The organism is Novosphingobium sp. MBES04 (assembly GCF_000813185.1).
Classification (GTDB): Bacteria; Pseudomonadota; Alphaproteobacteria; order Sphingomonadales; family Sphingomonadaceae; genus Novosphingobium; species Novosphingobium decolorationis.
In genome coordinates this window covers 309,236-334,752 of the sequence record NZ_DF850488.1, presented here as the reverse complement: position 1 = coordinate 334,752, position 25,517 = coordinate 309,236, and the positions used below count along the sequence as shown (strand labels likewise).

The following is a 25,517-nucleotide window of genomic DNA, read 5'->3' as shown; positions in this document are numbered from 1 at the left end:
GTCATTGCCGCGTTGAGCTTGGGCGTGCGCGCGGCTAAGTACCTCGCCATGGCAGACAATCACCGCGATGAGCCGCGCTCCGGCGCACCCGCCAATCCTGACCGCCGCCGCATCCTGACCGGCATGGCCACGGCGGCCGGTGCCGCCGCGCTTGGCGGGCTGGCACCTGACGACGCCGCAGCGCGCGCCTCGGCGCAGAAGAGCGGGGCGTCCCTGCCGCCCAGCGATGCCGAGCTTGCCGCGCATATCGATACGGTCGTGGTGATCTACGCGGAGAACCGCAGCTTCAACAATCTCTTCGGCGATTTTCCGGGGCTGGAGCAGCCGCTGTCCGAGGTCTCGCCCGAGCGTGCGCGCCAGCGCGACCGCGACGGCTCGGTCCTCGAAACCCTGCCCCCGATCTGGGAGGGCATGGTCCCCCACGAGCAGGTGGTGGAGCACCAGTCGATCGCCATTGGCCCTGAGGATCTGCCGCCGCTGGCGAACGCGCCGTTCGTGCTTGCAACGCCCGAGGGCGACCCGCTGCCCCACGGCGTGGTGACGCGCGATCTGGTCCACGCCTTCTACAACAACCAGCTCCAGATCAACGGCGGGCGCAACGATGGCTTCGTCGCCTGGGGCGATGCGGGCGCGCTGCCCATGGGGTACTATGGCGACAACGCGGCGAACCTGCGGCTGTGGCAGATCGCGCGCGATTTCACGCTGTGCGACAACTTCTTCATGGGCGCCTTCGGGGGCTCGTTCCTCAACCACCAGTACCTGATCGCCGCGCGCCCGCCGTTCTATCCGGACGCCGATGCGAGCCCGGCCAAAGGGCGCATCACGCAGCTGGAAGGGGAGGACCCCAAGGGCATCGTCCCCAAACAGACCGGGCAATCACCGAAGAGCGCGATGGACGGGCCGGTGCGCTTTGTGCCCAACAGCCTCTCGCCCGATTTCTACGCGGTCAACACGATGCTGCCGCCTTTCGCACCGACCTATGAACTGGACCCCGATCGCCCTGGCTACGCCAACGCGCAGAGCAGCCACACGCTCGTCCCGCAAAGCCATGACACCATTGGCGACGTGCTTTCCGAGAAGGGCGTGGACTGGGCCTGGTACGCGGGCGGCTGGGCGCAGGCGCTGGATGGGCGCCTCAATTCGGCCGACTTCCCCTCGCGCCCGAACTTCCAGCCGCACCATCAGCCGCTGAATTACTACACCCAGTTCGCGCCGGGTACCGAGGCCCGCGAGGTCCACCTGCGCGACGGCGGTACGGGGGAGACGGCGCGGACCAACCGCTTCCTGGCCGATGCCAAGGCGGGCACGCTGCCCAGCGTCGCGTTCTACAAGCCCCAGGGCAATCTCAACATGCACGCGGGTTATTCCGACGTCGATGCGGGCGACCGCCACATCGCCGGGATCGTCGAGGCGCTGAAAGCCTCGCCGCAGTGGGAGAGGATGCTGGTTGTCATCACCTTCGATGAGAACGGCGGCTGGTGGGACCACGTCGCGCCGCCCAAGGGTGACCGCTGGGGGCCGGGCACGCGCATCCCCGCGCTGATCGTCTCACCCCATGCGAAGAAGGGCGAGGTTGACCACACGATCTATGACACCGGCTCGATCGCGCGCTTCCTCACCCGTCGCTTTGGCCTGCGCAAGCTGCCGGGGCTTGTCGAGCGGGAGCAGGCGATGATCGCGGCTGGTGGCCCGCCGCCGGGTGACCTGACAGGCGCGCTGCGCTTCGGCTGATCCCACCGGGCGGGCGGATCAGTTGGAAGGATTGAGCCGCCCGGCCTCCAGGATCGGCAGGCCGCCTTCGGTCGGCACGTAGATGATCTGCCCCTGGGACTGCTCGAGGTTCTGGATGTAGAGATAGCGCAGGTAGCCTTCGGGGCCGCCCAGGCTGTCCGCAACGATGCGGTTCGCTTCGGCGAGACCCTTTGCGCGCTCGACTTCGGCGGCGGCTTTCAGCTTGGCGCTGTCGAGTGCGGCCTGCGCTTCGAGCACGGCGATACGGCGGTTCTGCGTTGCCTGCGCCAGTTGGGCTTCGCCCGCAACCTGGGCGTTCCAGACGCGCAGGCCATTGTAGGCGGCGCACGATCCGAGGCCTCCGCCGACGAGCACGACGATCAGAAGAATAAGTGCCAGGCCGACCCGGATCAGGCTGTCGGACGTATGCCCCATGTGCGAACCCCTCAGTTGCTGTTAGCGCCGTGTCTAGCAGGATGGGCGCGCTACACCAGCGGAACCGGATCAGGGGCGTGCGATATTCAGCTTGTATTCCCTAGAGTTGACCGCTCTGTGCCGCGCGAACGAGGCGGGTCAGCACCTGGTCGAGCGCGGAAAGAAAGCGCGAGCGGTCCTGTTTGGAGAAAGGCGCAGGGCCGCCGATCTGATCGCCCCCGGCACGAAGGTCGGCCATGATCGCGCGGGTCGCGATGGCACCGCCGATGGAGGCCGTGGTGAAGGGCTTGCCATTGGGCGCCAGCACCTCGGCACCCGCCTTCAGGCAACGGTCCGCCAGCAGGATGTCGGCAGTGATGACGACCGAGCCCTTGCCGCAGTTCTCGGCGATCCAGTCATCCGCGGCATCGAAGGCATCGCTCACGATCTGGCGCGTGACGAGGGCGCTTTGCGGAATGCGGATGATCTGGTTGGAGACGGCGACGACCGGCACCTTGTAGCGGGCGGAAACCTTGTAGGTCTCCTCCTTTACCGGGCAAGCATCGGCGTCGATCAGGATGCGCAGGGAGGTCAAACCGAGCGAGGCCGCCTTAGCCGCACTGCCCGCGCTGGAGCAGCTTGTGGTCGGCCAGCACCAGCGCCATCATCGCCTCGACCACGGGGACGCCGCGAATGCCCACGCAAGGATCGTGGCGGCCCTTGGTGAAGAGTTCAGTCGCCTCGCGCTCGCCCTTTTCGTTGGGGCGGGTGACGGTGGGCTGGGGGGTGAGGATCGAGCTGGTCGGCTTGAATGCGACGCGGCAGGTCACCGGCTGGCCGGTCGAGATACCGCCCGCAATGCCGCCCGCGTGGTTCGCCAGGAACTCGGGCGCGCCGTCGGGGCCGGTCTCGGTGTTGGGGCGCATCGGGTCGGCGTTGCCTTCCCCGGTCAGACGCGCGGCGGCAAAGCCATCGCCGATTTCCACGCCCTTGACCGCGTTGATGCCCATCATGGCGGCGGCAAGGTCGGCGTCGAGCTTGCCGTAGAGTGGGGCGCCCCAGCCTGCAGGCACGCCGCTGGCGTAGCATTCGACCACCGCGCCAACCGACGATCCGCTCTTGCGGGCATCGTCGACGATGGCTTCCCAGCGCTTGGCTGCGGCCGGGTCCGGGCAGAAGAAGGGGTTGTTGCCGATCTCTTCCAGATCAAAGTTCGCCGGATCGATAAGGTCGCCGCCAATCTCCGAGACATAGGCAACGATGGTGACTTCGGGGATGACGAGGCGGGCGACCGCGCCGGCGGCGACGCGGCTGGCGGTCTCGCGCGCCGAGGAACGTCCGCCGCCCCGATAGTCGCGAAAGCCGTACTTGGCGTCATAGGCATAGTCCGCGTGGCCCGGGCGATAGGCACGCGCGACGTCCGAATAGTCCTTCGAGCGCTGGTCGACGTTCTCGATCATCAGGCTGATCGGGGTGCCGGTGGTGCGCTGCACGCCGTCGGGTGCCTCGAACACGCCCGAAAGGATGCGGACCGCGTCGGGCTCCTTGCGCTGCGTGGTGAACTTGCTCGTCCCCGGACGGCGCGCGTCGAGGAAAGGCTGCACCACGCTCTCGTCCAGGGCGAGGCCCGGGGGGCACCCGTCAACGACGGCGCCGATGGCGGGCCCGTGGCTTTCGCCCCAGGTGGTGAATCGGAACAGGCGGCCAAACGTGTTTACGGACATAGCGGGCGCTTTGTCGCGCAACGCATCGTTTGTCCAGTATTAGCGCTTGCATACGATTGTTGCGGGCCCCATCTCGGGCCGCGATGTTTCTTGTCGTCTTCCGCAACCGCAAACGCGCGGATATCGATAGCGTGGCTTACGCGCGCGATGCCGCCGCGATGGAGGATCTGGCGCGCCGCCAGCCCGGCTTACTTGCCTTCAAGAGCTATACCTCCGAGGATGGCGAGGTCGTGGCTCTCTCCGAATGGGGAGACGAAGCGGCCGCACGTGCCTGGGGGCGTCAGGCCGAACATGCGCGGGTGCAGGGCGAGGGACGCCATCGTTACTATCAGAGCTATACCCTCTTCGCGTGCGATTCGCCGCGAACCCATGAATTCGAGAACAAGGAGGCCCCCTCGTGAGCCTTGAAGTCTACGGCATTCCCAACTGCGACACCGTGAAGAAGGCCCGCAAGTGGCTTGAGGCGCGGGACATCGAGTACACCTTCCACGACTACAAGAAGGAAGGGGCCGATCCGCAGAAGCTGGCCGCCTGGGTCGAGGCCGAAGGCGTCGAGACGGTCCTCAACACGCGCGGAACCACCTTCCGCAAGCTGTCGGACGAGGACAAGGCCGATATCGATGCGGCCAAGGCGGTGCGGATCATGGCCGAGCACACCAGCACCATCAAGCGCCCGGTCGTCGAGCACGCCAAGGGTATCTTGGTCGGCTTCAACCAGATGCAGTGGGAAGCGGTTCTGAAGTGAATGAAGTTTAACAGTCGAAAGGCGCAGGTCCGAGGGCTATCGCCCTCGGGCTCCCCAAACTGTCGGGCTCACCTGTGTCGCGCCGCGGTGTTCGAGAAAGGTGAGGTTGCCGATTGTGGGGTCAAGGGGCGATGGCCCCTTGAAAATCTACTTCTTTTTCAACCCTCGACCGAAGTCCCGAACAGCGCAGCGGCCAGGCCGAGCACGGTCAACGCACCGAATCCGCCAATGCGTACAGGCCCGGCGCCCGCCGTGCGCGAGCGGATCGCCGCAAGCGCGGACTGGATCGCGTAGTAGAGCGCAAAGGCGCGGCTGGCGAAGCTGACGATCTCGAAGACATCGGCCAGCCAGGTGAGGGCAAGCCCCGAAGCGATCAGCAGGACATAGGTGGGCTTCATGCCAAAGCGCTGGTGCGTGAGTTCGGCGACGAGCCCGCCCGAGCCGTTGGTGTCGGCCACCGCGGCGCTGAACTGGGCGCTCAAGGCGGCGAGGATCAGCAGCGGTCCCAGAATGGCTGAAACGGTGCGCATCATGTCGATGATCGCGGTTTCGCTGAGTTCAAAGCTGCCACTGCGAAAGCTCATGGCCAGGAGCACGACGTAGGCCATGTAGATGGCGCTGGCGATTGCCTGGGCCAGCTTCATGGAGCGCTGGCGCTCTGTGGCGGTATAGTGATCTCCCAGGTAGCGCGAGGTCTCGAAGCCCTGCACGGTAACGATCAGGCCGAACATCAGCTGCAGGGCGGGCCAGGGCGCGAGTGTCATGCCGCTGCGCGTGACCGTGCCGGTCTCCCACTCGATCCCGGCGTGGACGCACAACGCGCCGATGAGGGCGGCGATGATGATGAGCTTGACCGAGACAGTAAGCTGCTCGAGCCTTTCGAGGAGGGAAAAACCCTTGGTGAGGCCCGCCAGAAGGATCAGCGCATAGGCCCCCGTGGTGATGAGCCGCGCGAGCGTGTCGGAAGGCGCGCCGAAAATGCGCGCGGCAAAGGCGCCGAAGAGGTTGAGATAGTAGGCAACCGAGATCACGTAGGCGAAGGCGAGCGCCCAGCTGGAGATGCGCTCCAGCCCGGTCGAGAGCGGGGTCTCGTGCGCGCCCTCGTCCAGACGGGCGATGTTGGTGCGGATCGCCGCGCCGAAGAGGTAGCCCGCGAGGCACAACAGGGCCATCGCCGCGATGCCCCAGGTGCCAAAGCTGTCGGTCAGGATCGGCCCGAGGATGAGGAACCCGCTGCCGATGATGGAGGCCAGCGGCGTGATCCCGGCGCGCCACAGCCGGGCGCGCGACAAACGCGGCCAGGCGAGCAGCGCAGCGGTGCCGAGCCCCGCAAGCGCGAGGGCGATCTCAATGCCAAGCTGGCCCATGGGTGCCGGGTTCAGTCCTCGGACGCACCCGCGCGGCGCGCGGTCACGATGAAGTTGAGCGAAAGATCCTCGGAGAGGTGGAGCCCGCGCGTCGGTGACCAGGAGATCCCGGTGGGCTCACCCAGTGCCAGGCCCGCCTGTGTGGCAAGCTCGGTCAGTTCCTCGAAGGTGGGGAAGGCCGACCAGTCGTGCGTGCCGCGCGGGACCATGCCGAGCCGCTCGGCGCCCTCGACCAGTAGCAGGCGCGAGAGTGCGCTGCGGTTGGGGGCCGAGAGGATCATCAGGCCGTCCTCGGCAAGCGTGGCGGCAAGACCTTTCAGGAACGCGGCCTTGTCGGCGACATGCTCGATCACCTCGAGCGAGCAGACAAGGTCGTAGCCGGCAAGGCCCAGGCTGGAGAGCTCACCGCAGCGGTAGTCGATGGCCAGGCCCGAAGCCTCGGCGTGGGCACTGGCGGCCGCGATATTCTCGGGCGCGGCGTCGACGCCGGTAACCTCGCCGCCCAGGCGCGCGAGCGGTTCGCACAGCAGGCCCGCTCCGCATCCGGCGTCGAGCACGCGGCGTCCGGCCAGAGGCTTGAGCGCGCGCGAATCGCCTCCGAAATGCGCATCGATCGCCTTGCGAATGAAGCCAAGGCGCACCGGATTGAGCTTGTGCAACATGGCTGAGGATCCCTTGGGATCCCACCATTCCGCGGCCATCGCGCCGAAGTGGGCGGCTTCCTCGGGGCGGATCGTTGCCGGAGTGGGCGCAGCCGGATTCGCCTGCTCGGGCGCACGGGGAGTTGCATTGTTCATAAGACCCCCCTAACAGCGCGCCCGAACCTTATCCATATTGCGCGTCGATTGAAATTTTCGCAAACCGTCGCGCAATCCCCTTTTTAGACGGGAGCACTGACACCTTGGCCCGTATCGTGATGAAATTCGGCGGCACCTCCATGGCCGGCACCGAGCGAATCCGGCGCGTGGCGGGTATTGTCAAACGCCAGCAGGAAGCCGGGCACGAAGTGGCCGTGGTTGTCTCTGCCATGGCGGGCGAGACCGACCGGCTGGTGAACTTCTGCCGCGAAGCCAATGCGCTCTATGACCCGGCCGAGTACGACGTGGTCGTCTCCTCGGGTGAGCAGGTGACCTCGGGTCTCCTCGCGCTGACGCTGCAGTCGATGGGCTGCAAGGCGCGTTCGTGGCTGGGCTGGCAGGCGCCGATCAAGACCGACGACGCCCACGCCAAGGCCCGCATCGAGGAAATCGACCCTGAAGGCGTGCTCGCCTCGATGGCCTCGGGTGAGATCGCCGTGTTCCCGGGCTTCCAGGGCGTTTCGCCTGACGGGCGCGTGACCACGCTCGGCCGCGGCGGTTCGGACACCTCGGCGGTCGCGGTTGCCGCGGCCATCGGCGCGGACCGCTGCGATATCTACACCGACGTTGACGGGGTCTACACCACCGACCCGCGCATCGTCGCCAAGGCCCGCAAGCTGCCGCTCGTGACCTACGAGGAAATGCTCGAACTCGCCTCTGTCGGCTCGAAGGTGCTGCAGACCCGCTCGGTCTCGCTCGCCATGAAGGAAAACGTGCGCGTGCAGGTGCTCTCCTCGTTCATCGACGAGAACGCCCCCCCGGCGGACGACCTGCCCGGCACGATGATTGTCAGCGATGAAGAATTGGAAGAAAGCGACATGGAACGCCAGCTGATCACCGGTATCGCCGCCGACAAGAACGAGGCGAAGGTTACCCTTACCCGCGTGCCCGACCGTCCGGGCGCGGTGGCCTCGATCTTCACCCCGCTTGCCGAGGCGAACATCAACGTCGACATGATCATCCAGAACGTGGCGAAGGAAAAGGGCGAGACCGACGTCACCTTCACCGCGCCGATGGCCGATCTTGCACGTACGCTGGCCATGCTCGAAGAGCGCAAGGAGCAGATCGGCTTCTACCGCCTGATCTCGAACGACAGCGTCGCCAAGATCTCGGTCGTGGGCGTGGGCATGCGCAGCCATGCGGGCGTTGCGGCGACCATGTTCAAGACGCTGGCGGATCGCGGCATCAACATCCAGGCGATCACCACCAGCGAGATCAAGGTCTCGGTGCTGATCGACGCCGACGAGACCGAACTGGCTGTGCGCGTGCTGCACTCCGCCTATGGGCTCGACGCCAAGGGTTGATCCCAGGCCCCGGCTGCGGCCGGAGCGACATCGCATTGCAAGCGGCTCGGAAGGCTCCATGAAGGAGTTTTCCGGGCCGTTTGCGTGTGGGCGTCAGGCGAGATCGTCCTCGCGGACCCGGGCCAGTGTGACGAGATAGGTGCGCACGTCCGCCGGCCAGTCCGCCACGGCCTCGCCAAAGGCGGCCATGTCGCCCGCAAAGAGCTGGCGCGCCGCGTCCTCGAACCCTGGATAGTCCCCCGCAAGAGCCGACATCGCGCGGTAGCAGCGCTCCTGCGCGGTGCGCTGGGCCGTGCGTCCGCCATCGGCCCGCCGCGCCTCATCGACAAGCCGGCGTAGCGCCTGCGAAGCGCCGCCCGGCTGGCGCGCGAGCCAGTCCCAGTGGCGCGGCAGCAGCGTAACTTCGCGGGCGGTGACACCCAGGCGTGGCCGGCCGCGTCTGCGGGGTGGTTGCGGCTCCTCCGGGGCAGGCTGCGCGGTATCCCGCCAGTCGAGATCGACCACCCGGCCGCTGGCGTCCTCGAACACCAGGACCCCGGTTGGGTCGGCACGAAGCTCACGAACAAGCTGGGCGCGGGTGCCTGTGGTCAGGCGCGTGCCCTCGCGAAAGGCGGTGCAGGTATCGGCGGGCAATGGGTTCATGATTTTGCCCGGGTAAATTGATCTGGGGTCTCGGTCAATATATCCGGGTGAAAATGGTTCGCCGCGAAGGGAGACTCAAGCCATGATGAACAAGGAACACCGCAAGAGCCTGAAGGCCGATTACCGCGGCAAGGTTGCGCGCCCGGGTGTCTACGCGCTGCGCGCCAGCGATGGAGAGGTGTGGGTGGGGGCGGCGAGCGATCTCGACACGATTGCCAACCGGGTCCTTTTTACGCTCCGCCAGGGGACAAGCCCGCACCGCAGTCTGCAGGCGGCGTGGAACGCGGCGGGTGGGGGCGGCCTTGCCTGGGAAGAACTGGAAGAGCTGGACGGGGAGGAGCTTGGCCTTGCTGTTCCGCGCGTGCTCAAGGAGCGTCATCTGCACTGGCGTGAGAGGCTGGGCGCGACGCGCATCTGAGGGCGCACTCGTGCGCCCTGCTTTCGTGCGTATATTGCGACACAGCGGGCGTCATAGGCGCTTTTTTTCGTGTTGATTTACCGCTACGCGGATAGTGTCGGGCTTGAGAATGTATCGTGCCTGCCCGTGCAACCTAGTCTCACGCGCAATAATAGAACGGGGCGCAGCGTAGTGACGGAATCGGGGCAGGGCGAGGCCGCTCACCCGTGCGAGAACATTGCGCCGGCCGCCTGCGAGGCGTCCTGGCCCGCGCCCCGTTCGCAGAGCCTATCTGGAGTACATGATTTGAAAGCCAACCTCCCCACCGCACGCCGCACGCCGACGCGCCGCGTGCTCGGGCGTCTTCTCCTGATGGCGACCTGCCTGGTTCCGGCGGGCGCTCTGGTCGTGGGCGGCATGGCGAACCGGGCCGAGGCGCGCGCGGCGGCAAGCTCCGAGGATGCGGCGGTCACCGCGCGGGCAAAGGCCCTGCTGGCGCAGATGACGCCCGAGGAAAAGGCCGGCCAGCTGGTCCAGTACTTCTATCTTGGCGAAGCGTCGGCAACCTCGTCCGAAGCGATGACGAGCGCAATCAGCGTGGAAGACGCCGTGGCGCGCGGCGAGGTGGGCTCGCTCCTGCTGATGACCGATCCGGTCGAGATCAACCGCCTGCAGAAGATCGCAGTCGAGAAGACGCGCCTGGGTATTCCCCTGCTGTTCGGCTTCGACGTGATCCATGGCTTCCACACGATCATGCCGGTGCCCCTCGCAATGGCCGCGTCCTGGGACCCGTCTGTCGCCGAGAAGGGCCAGGCGGTCGCGGCGGCAGAGGCGCGCGCGGCGGGCGTCAACTGGACCTTCGCGCCGATGGTCGACATCGCGCGCGATGCGCGCTGGGGCCGTATCGTCGAGGGCGCGGGCGAAGACCCGGTGCTGGGCGCGGCGATGGCGGCCGCACAGGTGCGCGGCTTTCAGGGCGAGAAGATCGGCACCCCGGGGCGCATCCTGGCCGGTCCCAAGCACTTTGCCGGTTACGGCGCGTCGCTTGGCGGACGTGACTACGACGAGGTCAACCTCTCCGACAACGAGCTGCGCAACGTCTACCTCCCGCCCTTCAAGGCGGCCATCGATGCAGGCGCGGGCAACATCATGGCGGCCTACATGCAGCTCAACGGCGTCCCTGCGACGACCAGTTCGTGGCTGCTGAACGAAGTCCTGCGCAAGGAATGGGGCTTTGACGGCTTTGTCGTCTCCGATGCCAACAACGTCTCCTCGCTGGTGCGTCAGGGCGCTGCGGCGAACCCGGAAGAGGCCGCGGTCCGCGCGATCCGTTCAGGTCTCGACCTGTCGATGGAGATGCCGTCCAGGACCAGCCCGATGCTCTCGCTCGCGCAGTCGCTGAAGGACGGCACGCTCGATGCAAAGACGCTCGACACGGCCGTGCTGCGCCTTCTCGAAGCCAAGATCCGGCTCGGCCTGTTCGAACAGCCTTACGCGGATCCTGCGAAGGCCAAGTCCGTGGCCGCCAAGGCCGAGCACCGCGACATCGCGCGCATGGCCGCCGAGCGCGCCGCGGTCCTCCTGGAAAACGGCAAGGGCGTGCTTCCGCTCGACACCAGCAAGACCCAGTCGATTGCGCTGATCGGCCCCTTCGCGAATGCGCCGCACGACCAGCTTGGTCCCTGGGTGTTTCCCGGCCCCAAGCCGACCGGCGTCAGCGTTCTGGAGGGGCTCAAGGCCAAGCTGGGCGATACGGTCAAGGTGACCTATGCACCGGGTGTGGCGATCCCCAAGCGCATCAACCGCTCCTTCTTCGATGACATCAACCCGCCGGTCGATCTGCCCGAATTCGCAGAGGCCGACGAGGCTAAGACGGCCGCGGAGTTCGACCGCGCGGTGGCCGCGACCAAGGCCGCAGACGTTGCCGTCCTGGTCCTGGGCGAGGCGCAGAACATGGCAGGGGAAGCCGCCTCGCGTGCCTCCTTCGAACTTCCCGGCCAGCAGCAGCGCTTGCTGGAAGAGGTCATCGCGACGGGCAAGCCGGTCGTCGTCGTCCTGATGAACGCACGTCCGATCAACCTGCAGGGCGCCAAGCCCGATGCCGTGCTGGAAGCGTGGTATCCGGGCTCCGAGGGCGGCCCCGCCATCGCCAACCTCCTCACCGGCGACGCTGTGCCGGGCGGCAAGCTGCCGATCAGCTGGGTCCGCGACGGCTCGCAGGCGCCTTTCAGCTATGATCGCATGATCTCGCACGCTCCCTGGGGCGCGGACACGCGCTACTGGGACCAGGCGAGCAACGCGCCCCTCTACGAGTTCGGCTATGGCCTGAGCTACACGACCTTCGAATACGGCAACCTCACCGTGGCGAAGGACGCCGTGGCCAAGGGCGAGCCGGTCGAGGTGTCCTTCGATCTTACCAACACCGGTTCGCGCGCCGCGGACGAGGTGGCCCAGCTCTACATCCACCAGCGTTCTGGCACGTCTTCGCGCCCGGAACGCCAGCTCAAGAAGTTCCGCCGCATTGCGCTCCAGCCGGGCGAAACGCAGCGCGTCACCTTCACGCTGACGGCGGACGATCTGCGCTATTGGAGTTCGGTCACCAAGGACTGGATCCAGGATGCCAGTGTCTTCGACGTATGGGCAGGTGGCAGCTCCAAGGCCGATCTGGCAGGGGAGTTCACGGTTACGCCGTAAGGGCGTCGAGTTACGCGACCCCGGTCCCTCGTGGACCGGGTGGAACGTCCGCCGGGCATGGTCTCATGGGGGTGAGGCCTTCGTGCCAGGCGGATCGCGACGCGGCCAGGGGGCGGGGGGATTGCCCCCTGGTCGCGCTTTATTCCCGACAGGCCAGGCCGTCGGGAAATGCTTGTGCGAGGGTGTGCCCGGCATCTGGCCGGGCCCGCGATCAGGCCGCGACGCGCCGCAGTTCGGCAAGCCGCGCGGCAATATGTTCCTGCTCGCGCTGCATCGCGCCGGTGTTGCGATCGTTGAAGGCGTCGAGCATGCGCGCGATGCTGGGTTCAAGTTCTGAGAGGCCGCCTGCGGCAGGCGCGGTTGCAACTTTATCCAGGCATCGTGGATATCGATAACGTCGGGGCGGACGCCCATGTTGGTCGTGCTGGCGGCAAGCCGAACGGCGGCCTCAAGGTCGAGGACGTCCTCGAAGGTTTCGCCACTGAGCTGGTAATCTGATGGGATCTGCATGACTTTCCGAAATGGGGCGGCTGAGGTCAGCCCTTCGGTCTTAGATAGGAACATGCAGCAGCCTTTGTAAAATGAACGTCAGTTCATAACGGAGGTGATCCGATTTGGTTCCCGCTTCGCGTCTTGTCGGGGACGATTCGTGCCCTTATGGCGCTTCGTTCGGCTTCACGCGCAAAGGACCTTCGATGACCGCACACGACAAGACACTCGCCCTGATGGCTCGGGGGCGCGAATTCCTCGGGACCGAGACGGCGATCCTGTGCGGCGCCATGTCGTGGGTGTCCGAGCGCAACCTGGTTGCCGCGATCAGCAATGCCGGCGGCTTTGGTGTGATCGCCTGCGGGGCGATGACCCCCGAACTGCTCGATGCCGAGATTGCGGCCACGAAGACGCTGACACAAAAGCCTTTCGGCGTGAATCTCATCACCATGCACCCCCAGCTCTTCGAGCTGATCGCGATCTGCGCGCAGCACGGTGTGGGCCATGTCGTGCTGGCCGGTGGCATTCCGCCCAAGGGCAGCGTCGAGGCGATCAAGGAGGCCGGTGCCAAGGTGATCTGCTTTGCCCCGACGCTGGCCCTTGGCAAGAAGCTGCTGCGCTCGGGCGCCGACGCGCTGGTGATCGAGGGCAACGAGGCGGGCGGCCACATCGGCCCGGTTTCCACCTCCGTTCTGGCGCAGGAAATCCTGCCGACGCTGGCCGAGGACAACATCGTCTTCGTGGCCGGCGGTATCGGCCGCGGCGAGGCCATGGCGGGCTACCTCGAAATGGGCGCAGCGGGCGTGCAGCTGGGCACGCGCTTTGCCTGCGCCAGCGAATCCATCGCGCACCCCGATTTCAAGAAGATGTTCTTCCGTGCCTCGGCGCGCGATGCCATTGCCTCGGTCCAGGTCGACCCGCGCCTGCCGGTGATCCCGGTTCGCGCGCTGCGCAACAAGGGCACCGAGGCGTTCACCGCCAAGCAGATCGAGGTCGCCAAGAAGCTCGATGCGGGCGAGCTCGACATGGGCGAGGCCCAGCTCGCGATCGAACATTTCTGGGCCGGCGCCCTTCGCCGCGCGGTCATTGACGGCGATGTCGAAGGCGGCTCGGTCATGGCGGGCCAGTCGGTCGGCATGGTCAAGGCCGAGGAGCCGGTGGCCGAGATCATCGCGGCGCTCCTTGTCGAGAGCGAGGCCGCGCTGACCAAGCGTTCGGCGGCCTGAACGCCCGACTTCTGCCCTTAGCTGTGCCAGGCACCTGCCGGGCAGGCCTCGGGAAGTCACATTTTTGCAGGTGATCAAGGCCGTCCTGGGCTCGACATCCGGGGCGGCCTATCGCATTCTGAACAGACAGGAATTCATGTTGCCGTTCGATGCGGGCAAGGGCGCGCGCCAGATGCGTGCCGCAACTTGCCATCCCCCCGGTTCGGTCGGCTCCTGGAACACGCTCAAGACGAGGAAAGAAACATAGTGTCGCAGCCCCTCATTCTCGCGCTGTCGTGTGCGGACAGGCCTGGTATCGTCGCGCGCGTGACCGGCTATCTCGCGCAGTGCGGGTGCAACATCGTCGAGGCGCAGCAGTTCGATGACCTGCTCGAAAACAAGTTCTTCATGCGCGTGGCCTTTGATCCGGGCACGACCGACCGTGAAGAGATCCGCGAGGGCTTCGGGCCCATCGCGCTGGAATACGGCATGGCCTGGACGATGCAGCGCCGCGACCGTGCGCGCCGCGTCCTGCTCATGGTCAGCAAGTTCGACCACTGCCTGGCCGATCTGCTCTATCGCCAGCGCATTGGCGAGATCAACATGGATATCGTGGGCGTGGTCTCGAACCACCCGCGCGAGGCGGTGACGACGCACCTGCTCGACGGCATCCCCTTCCACCATCTCCCGATCACCAAGGAGACCAAGCCCGAGCAGGAAGCCAAGCTGCGCGCGCTGGTCGAGGAAACCCGTGCCGAGCTGGTCGTGCTGGCCCGCTACATGCAGGTCCTCTCGGACGACATGACCCGCTATCTCTCGGGCCGCTGCATCAACATCCACCACTCGTTCCTGCCCGGCTTCAAGGGTGCCAAGCCCTATCACCAGGCCCACGCGCGTGGCGTGAAGATGATCGGCGCGACCGCGCACTACGTCACTGCGGACCTCGATGAAGGTCCGATCATCCATCAGGACGTAGAGGCCGTGACCCACGCCGCGACGCCCGAGGACATGGTGCGCAAGGGGCGCGACATCGAACGCCGCGTGCTCGCCGAGGCGGTGCGCCTGCACCTTGAGGAGCGCGTTCTTCTGAACGGTGGCCGCACGGTCGTCTTCAAGGGCTGATGGCCCGAAAACTGCGTTTCGTGAATGGCCCGCCCCGCGCTGATCGGCAGGGGGCGGGCCTTTTTGCACGATGAGGGCAACTGTGGGCCTCGCCAGCGCGTTGCCTGCCCGATAGTCTGGCGCGAGCGCCAAGCGAGGGAGACGAGGTTCCATGTGCGACGAATTCACCGAGGCCGATGATGCGGTGCGCCGCTCTGGTGGGCTCAACCGCCGCCAGTTCGCCGCGCTGGGCGCAGGAGCGGCTCTGGTCGGCTGCGCGGGCAAGACCGGCAGTGCCGGCGAAGAAGGCTCGGACCTGCGCGAGCGGATGGTCTCGATCACCACCGAGGACGGCGTGTGCGATGCCTTCTTTGTCCACCCCTCGACCGGGCGGCATCCCGGCATCGTGATGTGGCCGGACATCGCGGGCCTGCGCGATGCGAAGAAGATCATGGCGCGCGCGCTGGCCGCCGAGGGCTACGCGGTTCTTGTCGTCAACCAGTACTACCGCTCCAGTCCCGCGCCGGTGCTGACCAGTTTTTCCGACTGGCGTAGCGAGGAGGGCAAGGCGAAGATCGCCCCCATGCGCGAGGCCTTGAGCCCCGAAGCGGTGACCCGTGACGGCGTAGCTTTCGTCGCGTTCCTCGACGCGCGCGAAGAGGTTGATACCTCCCGCAAGATCGGCTCGAACGGCTATTGCATGGGCGGCCCCTTCACCGTGCGCACGGCCATTGCCGCGCCCGAGCGGGTGGGGGCGGCCGCCTCCTTCCACGGGGCCGGCCTTGTCACGGGAGAGCCCGACAGTCCTGACGCGCTGCTGGACGAAACCAAGGCATCCTATCTTTTCGCGATCGCGCGCAACGACGATGCGCGCCAGCCCGAGCAGAAGACGAAGCTGCGCGAAGCCGCAGCGCGCGCAGGCCGCGAGGCGGAGATCGAGGTCTACGACGCCGATCACGGCTGGTGCGTGCCGGATTCTCCGGCCTGGGACCCTGATGAGGCCGACCGCGCGTGGAAGCGGATGATGGTGCTGTTCGGCACTTTGTGAGGCCGCTTGGCATTTGCGCGGCGATGCCCATATCGCGTGCCTGAGACAGCGGAGAAGCCGATGACCGACGACAAGCTTGCCATGACCGAAGCCGAATGGCGCGAGAAGCTCACGCCCGAGCAGTACCATGTGCTGCGCGAGGCCGGAACCGAACGCGCCTTTACCGGCAAGTACGACAAGAACTATGCGGACGGCACCTACTTCTGCGCCGGGTGCGGCGCACCGCTCTTCACCAACGAGGCCAAGTACAACTCGGGCTGCGGCTGGCCCGCCTATACTGCCCCGGTCGAGGAAGATGCGGTCGAGACGCGGCGCGACATGTCGCACGGAATGGTGCGCGTGGAAGTGCTGTGCTCGCGCTGCGAGGGACACCTGGGCCACGTCTTTCCCGATGGCCCGGGCCCGACGGGCCTGCGGTATTGCATCAACAGCGCCTCGCTGGATTTCGAGCCGGAGGACGGCGAGTAGTCAGCCTCAAGGAAGAAAGAAGGGGTTCCGAGGGCCATCGCCCTCGGGCTCCCCGAACTGTCGACCCCACCTTACACGCGCCACGGTGGGTAAAAACGGTGAGATTGCCGATCTTGGGGTCAAGGGGTGATGACCTCTTGAATCCTGTCCTTTGCTTCTGCGGTGCACCGGCCTCTCGATGAAGCGCTGAACACGCTCGAAGGGCGCTGTTAACGGCAGGTTACAATTCCATCTGCAAGGTGTAGGGCGTCGAACGGACAATCGTCGTCCGCAAGAGGGAATTCCACTACTCCGATGGCCAAGAAACCCGGCCGGGGCTCCGCATCCGGCGCGTCCCCCCGCAAGAAGTCGCCGTCCAAGCCGCCGCTGGCGCGCCGCATCGTGCGCGGCGTGCTCATCTGGGGCACGGCGCTGGCGCTACTCGGCGCGATCTTCCTCGGCACAGCCGTGTTCTTCACCATGCGCGAACTGCCCGGGATGACCTCGCTCAAGAGCAGCCAGAACGGGCAGATGATCGTCGTGCGGGCGAACGATGGCTCCGAACTGGTCTCGCTGGGCCCCAGCTACGGCAAGTGGCTGAGTTACGACCAGATTCCCAAGGTGATGAAGGACGCCATCGTCTCCACCGAGGACCGGCGTTTCCGCGATCACATCGGCGTTGATCCGGTGGCGCTGGCACGCATCTTCAAGGTGCGTGTGGAGCGCGGGCACTTCCGCGAAGGCGCTTCCACGATCACCCAGCAGCTGGCGCGCAACATCTTCCTCAACAACGCCCGCACCTTCGGGCGCAAGGGGCGCGAGATGATTCTGGCGCTCGCCATGGAGCGCAAGTTCAGCAAGGACCAGATCCTCGAGCTCTACCTCAACAAGGTCTATTTCGGCGGCGGTGCCTATGGCATCGACGCGGCCAGCCGCAAGTTCTTCGGCCATCCCGCGACCGAGCTTTCGACCGGCGAGGCGGCGATCATCGCAGGCCTGGTGAAGGCCCCGTCCCACTATTCGCCGACCGCGGACGTCGAAGCCTCGATCGGGCGCGGCAAGGTCGTGCTCGGCCTCATGGCGGAAACCGGCGCGATTTCGCAGGCCGAGGCCAATTCGATCGACCTTTCCGAGATCGAGATGGCGGTCGATGCCGGGCAGAACTCGGTCCGCTACTTCACCGACTGGGCGCTGCCCCAGCTCGACATGCTGCTGCCCGAAACCAGCGAGCCTATCGAGGTGTGGACCACGCTGGACCCCAAGATGCAGGAGGCGGCAACCAAGGCGGTCGATGCCAACGCGCCTGAGGGCGCGCAGGGGGCGCTCGTCAGCCTGGACCGCGATGGCGGCGTGCTCGCGATGGTGGGCGGCACCGACTACGTCACCTCGAACTACAACCGTGCGACGAGCGCGGTGCGCCAGCCCGGTTCGGCCTGGAAGCTGTTCGTCTACATGGCCGCGCTGGAAGCGGGCTACACGCCCGATGACAAGGTGGTCGACGAAGCCGTGACGATCGATGGCTGGAGCCCGCAGAACGCCAACCGCAAATACTCGGGCGAGATCGACGTGCGCACCGCCTTTGCGTATTCGAAGAACACCATTGCGGCCAAGCTGGGCTCGGAAGTGGGCTTCGGGACGGTCGCCAGCATGGCGCGCCGCTTTGGCATTTCCACGCCGGTCTCCACCAATCCCTCGATGGTGCTGGGGACTTCGGAAGTGCGCGTGATCGACATGACGCAGGCCTTTGCCGCAGTTTCGGCCGGGGGCACGTCGGTTGAACCCTTCGGTATCCGCAAGGTCACGACGACCTCGGGCGAAGTCCTCTATGAGCACAAGTCGGTCCAGGGCAAGATGCTGGTCCCGCCATACGTGGCGGCGGGCATCACCGACCTGCTGCAGACCACGGTGGCCACGGGCACCGGCCGTGCGGCGCAGATCGGGCGTCCGGTCGCGGGCAAGACGGGCACGACGTCTTCCAACAAGGACGGTTGGTTCCTCGGCTTCTCGAGCGGGATCACGACGGGTGTGTGGATGGGCCGCGACGATGCCAAGCGCGTGGCGGGCCTTTCGGGCGGACACGCGCCTGCGCGCGCCTTCCATGACTACATGGCCGTCGCGGTGAAGGGCCGTCCGGTCGAGCAGTTCGAGACCGAGCTCAAGCTTCCCGAATGGCAGCTGGAACCCGACGACGAGTACCTCCAGGGCGACCCGGATGAGTATTACTACGTCGATGAGTACGGCAACGTCGTCTACCCCGACACGCGAGGCCCGGGCGCGAACGGCGATGAACCGCTTTACGAGGATGGTTCGGGGGTTGGCGATCCGGCCTATGGGCCAGGGCCGGCTCCGGCCTATGCCCCGGCGCCCGCTCCGCAGGGCCCCGCCGCGGCGACTGATGATTTTCTCAACCGCGCGACCGGCCGTCAGCCAAATGGGCCTCCCCCCGTCAACGTGACACGCGGGCAGGGCAGTCCGCGCCCTATGCGCACACCTCCGCCTCCGGCGCCCGCAGCGCCGGGGCAGGTACCTTACTAGCGATGTTCAGGAGCGGGGGCGGACCGGACAGGGTCTGCCCCCGTTGCCGTTCAGAAGCTGTCCCGGTCGAGTTCGGGAAGGTCGAGCGCGGCGCATAGGGCCGCACGCGCGGTGATGCACTGGGCCCAGAGCTGGGGGGTCGCGAGGTCCTCGGGCGCGATTGTCTCGGGCCAGTGGGCTTCGACCACGGCGGCGATGGCGTCGAGCTTCTCGGGCGTGGCAAGAAAGCGTGCGTCCACGTCAGCCGGATCGGCGACTACGCGAAGGCGCAGGCAGGCGGGACCGCCGCCGTTCGCCATGGATTCGCGCAGGTCGTGGAGGAAGAGCTGGCGGATCGGACCGTTGCCCGCGACATGCTCCTCCAGCCAGTTCCAGACTGCGGGTGTCTCGCGCGCTTCGCCGGGCAGCACCAGCGCGGCTTCGCCCGAAGGGAGTGTCACCAGCTGGGCGTTGAACAGGTAGGACGTGATCGCATCGGCAAGGCTGACCGCGTGGGCAGGCACTTCGACAATCTCGATTTCGGGCAGCTTGGCACGTAGCTCGGAATAAAGCGCGTCCTTGTCGGCGAAGGCCTGCTCGTGCGTGAAAAGCACGCGCTCGTTGGCGACTGCGACGACGTCGTTGTGGAAGGCCCCCCCCGCGATGGCCTCGGGCGACTGGAGCGCGAAGACGGTGCGGGCGGGATCAAGTCCATGTCGCCGCGCGATAGCCTCGCTCGCTTCGCGGTGCTGGCGCGCGGGGAAGGGGCCGCCGGTCTCGCCGTAGACGAAGACCTCGATGCCCGGCGCGTCATGGCGCGCGCACAGGCGCATGTGGTTCGCCGCGCCCTCGTCGCCGAACGGCGCGGGGACTGGCGCGTGGACGGCGAAGGCCTCTTCGTCCGAAAAGGCGAGGAGAAGCTGGGCCAGCGTCTCGCGCCACTCGTGGCTGCGGTGGGGCATGGTGACCAGATTGGCGACCGTGATGTGGCACCGGCCATCGGCGCAATCCGAAGCCGGGCTGACCGTGCCCGCGTTTGCGGCCCACATCGAGGAAGCGGAAAGCGCGTTGGCGCGCAGCGCGGGACTGGCCTCTTCGATGGTCGTGCCCAGCTGCTTCAGCCAGCCCTCGTCGGGGCGGCGCTGGGGCAGGAACAGGCCCTGCCGCAAGCCGCGCTCAAGGTTTGCGCGCATCTTGGCAAGGCCCTGGAGCGCGGCCTCGCGCGGGCGCGCGATCTTGCCGGTGTTCTTCGCCGAGGCGAGATTGCCGAGCTAAGGCCGGCGTAGTTGTGGCTGGGGCCGACGATGCCGTCGAAGTTGATTTCGGTGATCATGGTGGGCGGGTCCTCAGACGGGCGCGATGGTGACGGTGTCGCCGGGGGCGACCTGCAGGAGTGCGGCGCTTTCCGCGTCAAGCGTGATCGCGCCGCTGCCAGCCTCGTCGACTTGCGCAAGGCAGGCCCGGAAATCGGCGAGCTTGCCGCACGAGACGATGTGGCTGGGCGGATCCTCGCTGGCAACCGACAGGCTGGCGATGCGCACGTCCTGGGCGTCCTGGATGGTGCGGATGCGGTCGGTCTCGGCCATCATCGAGGGGCCGCCGTCGAAGATGTCGACGTAGTTCTGGAAGGCGAAGCCCTCGCTTTCCAGCATGCGTTTGGCCGGGCGGCCCGAAAAGTGCGGCTGGCCCATGACCTGCCGCGCGGCCTCGGAGAGGAGCGCGGTATAGATCGGGTGCTTGGGCATGAGATCGGCAATGAACTGGTGGCCGTGGCGCGCGTTGAACTCGTCCGCGTCGCGAAAGGACATGTCGAAGAAACGCCCGGCCAGCCCGTCCCAGAAGGGGGAGTTGCCGGCATCGTCGATGGCGCCGCGCAGTTCCGCCAGGGTGCGGTCGGCAAAGCGTGCGCGGTGGCCGCGCATGAACAGATAGCGGCTGCGCGCGAGCAGCTTGCCCACTCCGCTCGCGCGTTCGCCCGCATCGAGAAACAGCCCGCCCACCTCGCTCGACCCGTCAAGGTCGGTGCACAGCGTCAGCATCTCGGCGCGGAAGGTGCGGTCCAGCTCCTTGGAGTGCTGGGTGATGCGTCCGATGCGGTAGGAGTAGAAGGGGTACTTGATGCCCACCTGCGAGAAGATCTGGCAGGTCCCGGCAATGCGTCCGGTCTCGGTGTTTTCCAGGATGAAGAGGAAGAGATCATCGCCCAGAGTCTCTTCGGTGCGGGCGAAGGAGGCGGCCGCCGTCACCAGTTTGGTGCGCAGGGTGGGGCGGTCCGGCGGGAGGTTGGTGAAGCCACCGCCCGTCGACTTGGCCATGCGGTAGAGCGCTTCGAGGTCCTTTTCGCGGGCGGGACGCAGAAGGAAGGTCATGCAGGCAGGCCTTTGCGGTCAATGCGGTGAAGAACAAGCGCGGTCAGCTGCGCGCGCGGGGCGAGCGAGGAGGCGAGCATGAACTCATCGGGGGAATGGATCGCGCCGCCCAGAACCCCCATCGTGTCGAGGACAGGTACGCCGGTGGCGGCGATGTTGTTGCCATCGCACACCCCGCCTGTGTCCTTCCAGCTCATCGGCTGGCCAAGGTCCGAAGCGGCTTTAGAGACGACACCGTAAAGCGCATCAGTCCGGTTCGAGATCGGCTTGGGCGGGCGTGAGACGCCGCCGTGGACGTGGATCGCGACTTCGTGAAGGCGGGTGACATCGGCAATCGCGGCCTCGACCAGCGCTTCGGCGGCTTCGGCCAGTTCGGGCGTGCGCGGGCGCAGGTTGAAGTGGAGGATGGCGAGGTCCGGCACGGTGTTGTTGGGGCCGCCGCCCTCGATCCGGGCGGGGTTCACCGACAAGCCGTCGCGCCGTCCCGCAGCCAAGCGCAGGGCAAGGTCGCTGGCGGCCAGGATGGCGTTGCGCCCGTCCTCCGGATTGCGCCCTGCATGGGCCGAGCGGCCGTGGATCACCACCGCGTAATTCCCCGAGCCAGGCCGTGCGCGGGCCATCGAGCCATCGGGAAGCGCGGGCTCGTAGGTAAGGGCAAAGAGCTTGTCCTTCGCAAGCCGGGCAATGAGGGCGTTCGAGGACAGCGAGCCTGTCTCCTCGTCGGCGTTGATCATCACATCGTAGCCCAGCGTCGGCTGCGCCTTCTCGTAAGCCAGGAGCCCTTCGAGCATGAGCGCAAGGCCGCCCTTCATGTCCGCCGTGCCGGGGCCGTGCAGGGTGTCGCTATCCAGCCAGTCGCAGGTCTGGAAGGGGTGCTCCCGGGCATAGACCGTGTCCATGTGGCCGGTCAGGATCACGCGCCGTGCCGCTTCGGGGCGGACCGAGAGGACGAGGTGGCGCCCGTGGGGCTGGGCCTGCGGCCTGCCTTCGCTGTCCACCTTCTCGACCTCGGTCGGTTCGACCAGCGAGATCTCGCCCGGCAGCTGCGCGAAGGCATCGCCAAGCTTGCGCGCCATGCTGGCGAGCCCGTCCAGGTTGGCGGTGCCGCTGTTCACGCCCGCCCAGTCGAGCGTGCGCGCCTCGATCGGCGTGCGTTCGATGGGCGCGATCAGCGCCTGTTCCTCGTGGGTCAGTCCGGTCATCCGGCGCGGTCCTTTCCCTGTTTGATCATTTTTCGAGTACGAAACATAATTATAACGGGAGGGCAAGCGCGGGGTTCCGGCTCAGTGTTCCAGTGGGCGGATGCGAGTTCGCCACGCCCGATAGCGACGCTGGATAAGTACAAATCCCATATAGAGCGCGGGGATGGCGACTATCGCCCAGAGAACAACGAAAAGAGCTACCTCGTAGGGGCCGTGATGGCGAAGGAGCCGGAAGCTGTACCAGAGATCCTGGATCAGACACTTGTGATGGCAGGAAAAGCCATAGGCCTCTCGCCAACCGATCTGTGCCGAGAGCCACGTCGCAAGGCCAGCGTAGGCAGCGATCACGGCAACTGTTGCGGCCACAAGGACGATCGACCGCTTCCAGCCCAGGTGTCGGAACAGGGCAAACGTGTGCCTTAGATTGCTCACCCGTGCGCGCCGAACTCGTTGGCGATGGCCGTGGTGATGCGAAGGCCCAGTGCGTGGCTGCGCTCGATTGGCTGGATGTAGTCCTCGTGGATCTGGCCATAGCCTGCCGCGCTGCCATCGGGGTATTCGCTGGGCTCGTCGATCTCGAAGTCCTGGATCGAAGGGAAGTGGATCGGGAAGGCGCGGCGTAGCTGGGTAAGGGCATCTTCGGTGCGCAGGGTAAAGACCATCTCCAGCACGTCGTCACGGCTGATGTCGTTGGCACGGCTGAAGGCCGGGACCATGACCGCGCGCAGGAACATGTGCTTCATCAGCGCGATGCGCAGGGCCTGGAGCACGCCCAGCGAGCGGCGGGTGTGCTCGCGGTCGGGGAGGGGCTGCTCGTCGGGGACAAGGTCCATCAGCTTGTGCAGCTTCATCGCGTCCACCCGCAGGCGCGAGGCGAGGCGGCGAAAGACGCCGGTGCGGTCGTCCTTGGTGAGGTACTCGCCGATCTTGAGGCAGGCATCGGTGATGTACTGCTCATCGCCCCGGTACGGACGGCTGGCCCAGTAGGCGGAGTTGAACAGCTCGCCGTAGGCGCCCACCGTCTTGATCGAGGCGATGGAATCGGCCGCGCGCACAAGGCGCATGATCTGGCGTCCGCGCGCGCTGTCCTTGAGCAGCTCGGCGATCTCCTCGACGTTGCCATCCGCCGCGGTGCCTACGCCCGCGATCACGTTGACCGGATAGCCCAGCTGCTGGAGGATCGCGTTGTGCGGGATCGCGCGGATCTGGCGCAGGTTCATCGTGCGGTCCGAGGCGAGGTCGGACTGGCGGCGCGACTTGCGGCTGCCGGTGTCGTTCAGCATGCCCAGGCCAAAGGCGGTGATCGCGCGGGAATAGGTGCTCGATTCCAGGTGCGCGTGCTGAACGCTGCGGATGTTGCGGTAGAAGTCGAGGCTGAGGTCGGTCCTCCGGTAGAAGACGTCGGTCTGCGCTTCGGGGTCCGCGCCCCAAAGCGGCCGTTCGGCCATGCGGGTGAGCGTTGCGAGCGCGAGCTCGTCTGAGCCAAACCACAAGTAGCCATCGCCGCCCTGGAAGGAGACTTCGGGTTCCAGCTTGATCCCGGCGCGCAGGAAGCGGCGGCGGGCCCAGGGCGACATCTGCCAGTCGAAACGGTCATCGACGCTGGAGGGGTGGCAGCCTCGGCCCATCGATTCGCCGCCGGTGTTGAAGATGAGCGCGGCAACATCGGTCATGGCGTTGGCCGCCATGGCTTCGGCCAGGCGCCCCTGCAGGCGCTCGATGGCCAGCGCGGCGGGGATCTGCCCGACGAAGCGGCCCGCGTCGGAAAAGCCGGTCTGGATGCAGACCCGGCCGCGCAGGCGCGCATAGTCGCGGAAGGCCGGTTCGGCGAGGACGGCGTCGAGGAAGCGGCCCCCGTGTTCGAGCGCGGTCTCGGTCTCGAACAGGGGGGAGACATCGACCATGTCCTCGATCCCGAACTTGCGCGCGAAATAGAGCGCGGCAAGGACGGTGGTGGGCTGCTCGCATTCGGCGACCAGCATGCGGATCGGGGAATCGGCATCGATGTGGGCCAGGATCTGCGCCATGGCGAGGAACTGGCGCACGGCGGTGCTGTTCTCGATGGCGAGCGCCGCGAAGTTGGACTTCACCGGCTTCACCTCGGCCAGCAGCTCGCGCATGCGCATGAGCGCGGCCTGGCTGGAGAGGGAGAGCTTGCCGTCCGGGTCGATGCGGCGGCGGATCGCGTTCTGGAGCTGCGAGGCGTTCACGCGGAAGTGGATGCCGCCCATGCCCAGGCCATCGGCGCGCATCGCGGCGGCGACAACCAGCAGGTCGCGCGCGGTCTCCTGCCCGGCGTGGCGCGCTTCTTCTTCCAGTTCGACGATGGTGCCGTCGAGGCTGACGATCTTGTCGGGATGCGCGGCGGTGAGCGCGTTGGCGGCCCTGGACAGCGCGCCGGGATCGGAGAAATCCTGGGCAAAGAGGGTGGCCATCTCGGAGGTGTGGGCGGCCGCGCGCGCCAGGCGCCCCGCGATCTCGGGTTCGAGCGCCTCAAGGCTGGCCGCATAGCCTTCCAGCCGCATCGCCTTTTCCTGGAGGCGGTAGCGGATCGAGGTGTTCCACGAGATGTCGGTGCGCCCGTCCATGTCGTAGCCGACCCAGGTGGCAAAGCGCACGGGGCAGGGCTGAAGGCTCTTCCAGCGCTTGGGCCAGCGCGTTGCGGCCAGATCAAAGAGGCGCCCGGCCATGCGGTCGCGCGCCTTCTGGCCCCGGGCCAGGGCGGCCATGGCCTTGGCGTGTTCGTAATCGAGACTGATGGTGTCGCGGGTGGCGTCCGCCGTGCAGACGCTGGCCTGCGAGAAATCGCCGGTCGAAGCGGAGCCGGCCACGGCCTCGGTCTGGGCCTCAGTCAGCAGGAATGTCGGGTGCGCCGTGAAGACGACATGTCCGGCCGGGCGCTGCCAGCGTGCGGCAAAGGCGGTGAAATCGTCCTCGCTCGCCGCCGTGTCGAGCGCGGTGTCGTTCGCTTCGGGGGGGAGCGTGCCCAGGATCCGGTCAAGCCGGGCGGCGCGGGCGCGCAGGCCCTCGCACTCCATCTCGGCGACCAGCGCCTCGATGTCGTCGAGCGACATCTCCCCGTTTTCCAGCTTGCGCGAGAGTTCGAGCCCGAGCTGGAAAACGGGATTGTAGAGCGGCGTTTGCGCTGTGAGCTTGTGCAGTTCACGAAGGCGGGCGGTGAGGTCCTCGACGGTGGTGAGGGCGGGTCCGGTCATCGTCATGTCTCCTTCGCGAACTGCAGGCAGGTGGGGAGGGAAAGGGGTGGGA

The 25,517-nt window shown here is 66.7% G+C and carries 21 protein-coding genes and 1 pseudogene; 12 read left to right on the top strand and 10 right to left on the bottom strand.

The window, feature by feature from the left end; genetic code table 11:
• The first annotated feature begins 48 nt into the window (after window positions 1-48).
• Entirely contained in the window at window positions 49-1,731 is a 1,683-nt protein-coding gene (gene acpA, locus MBENS4_RS01415; protein ID WP_039388230.1) for an acid phosphatase, read from the top strand.
• 18 nt (window positions 1,732-1,749) lie between these two features.
• Here acpA and MBENS4_RS01410 read toward each other — a convergent pair whose 3' ends face one another.
• From MBENS4_RS01410 to aroC, 3 genes are all read right to left on the bottom strand, one after another.
• On the bottom strand, window positions 1,750-2,166 hold the full coding sequence (locus MBENS4_RS01410; protein WP_052321923.1) for a hypothetical protein: 417 nt from the start codon (window positions 2,164-2,166) through the stop codon (window positions 1,750-1,752).
• Window positions 2,167-2,266: 100 nt separating this feature from the next.
• Window positions 2,267-2,731 (bottom strand): YaiI/YqxD family protein, encoded by a 465-nt coding sequence (locus MBENS4_RS01405; protein ID WP_039391511.1) that lies wholly within the window; start codon window positions 2,729-2,731, stop codon window positions 2,267-2,269.
• 25 nt (window positions 2,732-2,756) lie between these two features.
• On the bottom strand, window positions 2,757-3,869 hold the full coding sequence (gene aroC / locus MBENS4_RS01400) for a chorismate synthase (RefSeq protein WP_039388229.1): 1,113 nt from the start codon (window positions 3,867-3,869) through the stop codon (window positions 2,757-2,759).
• 83 nt (window positions 3,870-3,952) lie between these two features.
• Here aroC and MBENS4_RS01395 point away from each other — a divergent pair, with 83 nt between their 5' ends.
• Together MBENS4_RS01395 and MBENS4_RS01390 are read left to right on the top strand one after the other, a co-directional pair.
• Window positions 3,953-4,270 (top strand): antibiotic biosynthesis monooxygenase family protein, encoded by a 318-nt coding sequence (locus MBENS4_RS01395; protein ID WP_039388227.1) that lies wholly within the window; start codon window positions 3,953-3,955, stop codon window positions 4,268-4,270.
• The gene (locus MBENS4_RS01390; RefSeq protein WP_039388225.1) at window positions 4,267-4,614 is read left to right on the top strand and encodes an ArsC family reductase; all 348 of its coding nucleotides are present in this window, start codon (window positions 4,267-4,269) and stop codon (window positions 4,612-4,614) included. Before MBENS4_RS01395 ends, MBENS4_RS01390 begins: the two co-directional genes overlap by 4 nt.
• Window positions 4,615-4,772: 158 nt before the next feature.
• On the opposite strand, the gene MBENS4_RS01385 is transcribed toward MBENS4_RS01390, so the two are convergent.
• Together MBENS4_RS01385 and ubiG are read right to left on the bottom strand one after the other, a co-directional pair.
• A complete protein-coding gene (locus MBENS4_RS01385; RefSeq protein ID WP_039388223.1) occupies window positions 4,773-5,981 on the bottom strand; it encodes a hypothetical protein in 1,209 nt (402 codons plus the stop codon).
• Between the two features lie 11 nt (window positions 5,982-5,992).
• Window positions 5,993-6,778 (bottom strand): bifunctional 2-polyprenyl-6-hydroxyphenol methylase/3-demethylubiquinol 3-O-methyltransferase UbiG, encoded by a 786-nt coding sequence (gene ubiG, locus MBENS4_RS01380; protein WP_039388220.1) that lies wholly within the window; start codon window positions 6,776-6,778, stop codon window positions 5,993-5,995.
• A gap of 104 nt (window positions 6,779-6,882) precedes the next feature.
• On the opposite strand from ubiG, the gene MBENS4_RS01375 reads away from it, so the two are divergent.
• Window positions 6,883-8,142 carry an aspartate kinase gene (locus tag MBENS4_RS01375; protein WP_039388218.1) on the top strand — a complete coding sequence of 420 codons (1,260 nt, stop codon included), beginning with the start codon at window positions 6,883-6,885 and terminating at the stop codon, window positions 8,140-8,142.
• A gap of 93 nt (window positions 8,143-8,235) precedes the next feature.
• Here the strand turns inward: MBENS4_RS01375 and MBENS4_RS01370 are convergent, their stop codons facing one another.
• A complete protein-coding gene (locus tag MBENS4_RS01370; protein WP_039388215.1) occupies window positions 8,236-8,784 on the bottom strand; it encodes a DUF2239 family protein in 549 nt (182 codons plus the stop codon).
• Window positions 8,785-8,866: 82 nt separating this feature from the next.
• Here MBENS4_RS01370 and MBENS4_RS01365 point away from each other — a divergent pair, with 82 nt between their 5' ends.
• From MBENS4_RS01365 to MBENS4_RS01330, 8 genes are all read left to right on the top strand, one after another.
• Window positions 8,867-9,202, top strand: a complete 336-nt coding sequence (locus MBENS4_RS01365; RefSeq protein ID WP_199904327.1) for a GIY-YIG nuclease family protein — start codon at window positions 8,867-8,869, stop codon at window positions 9,200-9,202.
• Between the two features lie 285 nt (window positions 9,203-9,487).
• Complete coding sequence (locus MBENS4_RS01360; RefSeq protein ID WP_199904326.1) at window positions 9,488-11,875, top strand: glycoside hydrolase family 3 N-terminal domain-containing protein; 2,388 nt, start codon at window positions 9,488-9,490, stop codon at window positions 11,873-11,875.
• A 695-nt stretch (window positions 11,876-12,570) separates the two neighbouring features.
• Window positions 12,571-13,590, top strand: coding sequence for an NAD(P)H-dependent flavin oxidoreductase (locus tag MBENS4_RS01355; RefSeq protein ID WP_039391506.1), 1,020 nt, complete (start codon window positions 12,571-12,573; stop codon window positions 13,588-13,590).
• A 64-nt stretch (window positions 13,591-13,654) separates the two neighbouring features.
• Window positions 13,655-13,837, top strand: coding sequence for a hypothetical protein (locus MBENS4_RS01350; RefSeq protein ID WP_039388213.1), 183 nt, complete (start codon window positions 13,655-13,657; stop codon window positions 13,835-13,837).
• Entirely contained in the window at window positions 13,837-14,691 is an 855-nt protein-coding gene (gene purU / locus MBENS4_RS01345) for a formyltetrahydrofolate deformylase (RefSeq protein ID WP_039388211.1), read from the top strand. Before MBENS4_RS01350 ends, purU begins: the two co-directional genes overlap by 1 nt.
• 151 nt (window positions 14,692-14,842) lie before the next feature.
• Window positions 14,843-15,718 carry a dienelactone hydrolase family protein gene (locus MBENS4_RS01340; RefSeq protein ID WP_039388209.1) on the top strand — a complete coding sequence of 292 codons (876 nt, stop codon included), beginning with the start codon at window positions 14,843-14,845 and terminating at the stop codon, window positions 15,716-15,718.
• Window positions 15,719-15,778: 60 nt separating this feature from the next.
• Entirely contained in the window at window positions 15,779-16,186 is a 408-nt protein-coding gene (msrB, locus tag MBENS4_RS01335) for a peptide-methionine (R)-S-oxide reductase MsrB (RefSeq protein WP_039388207.1), read from the top strand.
• 294 nt (window positions 16,187-16,480) lie between these two features.
• Window positions 16,481-18,700, top strand: a complete 2,220-nt coding sequence (locus tag MBENS4_RS01330; protein ID WP_039388204.1) for a transglycosylase domain-containing protein — start codon at window positions 16,481-16,483, stop codon at window positions 18,698-18,700.
• Between the two features lie 50 nt (window positions 18,701-18,750).
• Here the strand turns inward: MBENS4_RS01330 and MBENS4_RS01325 are convergent.
• From MBENS4_RS01325 to MBENS4_RS01305, 4 genes and pseudogenes are all read right to left on the bottom strand, one after another.
• Window positions 18,751-20,012 (bottom strand): annotated as a pseudogene (locus MBENS4_RS01325) (N-succinylarginine dihydrolase).
• Window positions 20,013-20,025: 13 nt separating this feature from the next.
• Window positions 20,026-21,048, bottom strand: coding sequence for an arginine N-succinyltransferase (locus MBENS4_RS01320; protein ID WP_039388202.1), 1,023 nt, complete (start codon window positions 21,046-21,048; stop codon window positions 20,026-20,028).
• The gene (locus MBENS4_RS01315; protein WP_039388201.1) at window positions 21,045-22,250 is read right to left on the bottom strand and encodes a hydrolase; all 1,206 of its coding nucleotides are present in this window, start codon (window positions 22,248-22,250) and stop codon (window positions 21,045-21,047) included. The genes MBENS4_RS01320 and MBENS4_RS01315 overlap by 4 nt, the downstream gene beginning before the upstream one ends.
• Window positions 22,251-22,678: 428 nt before the next feature.
• Window positions 22,679-25,465, bottom strand: a complete 2,787-nt coding sequence (locus tag MBENS4_RS01305) for a phosphoenolpyruvate carboxylase (protein WP_039391505.1) — start codon at window positions 25,463-25,465, stop codon at window positions 22,679-22,681.
• Window positions 25,466-25,517 lie beyond the last annotated feature (52 nt).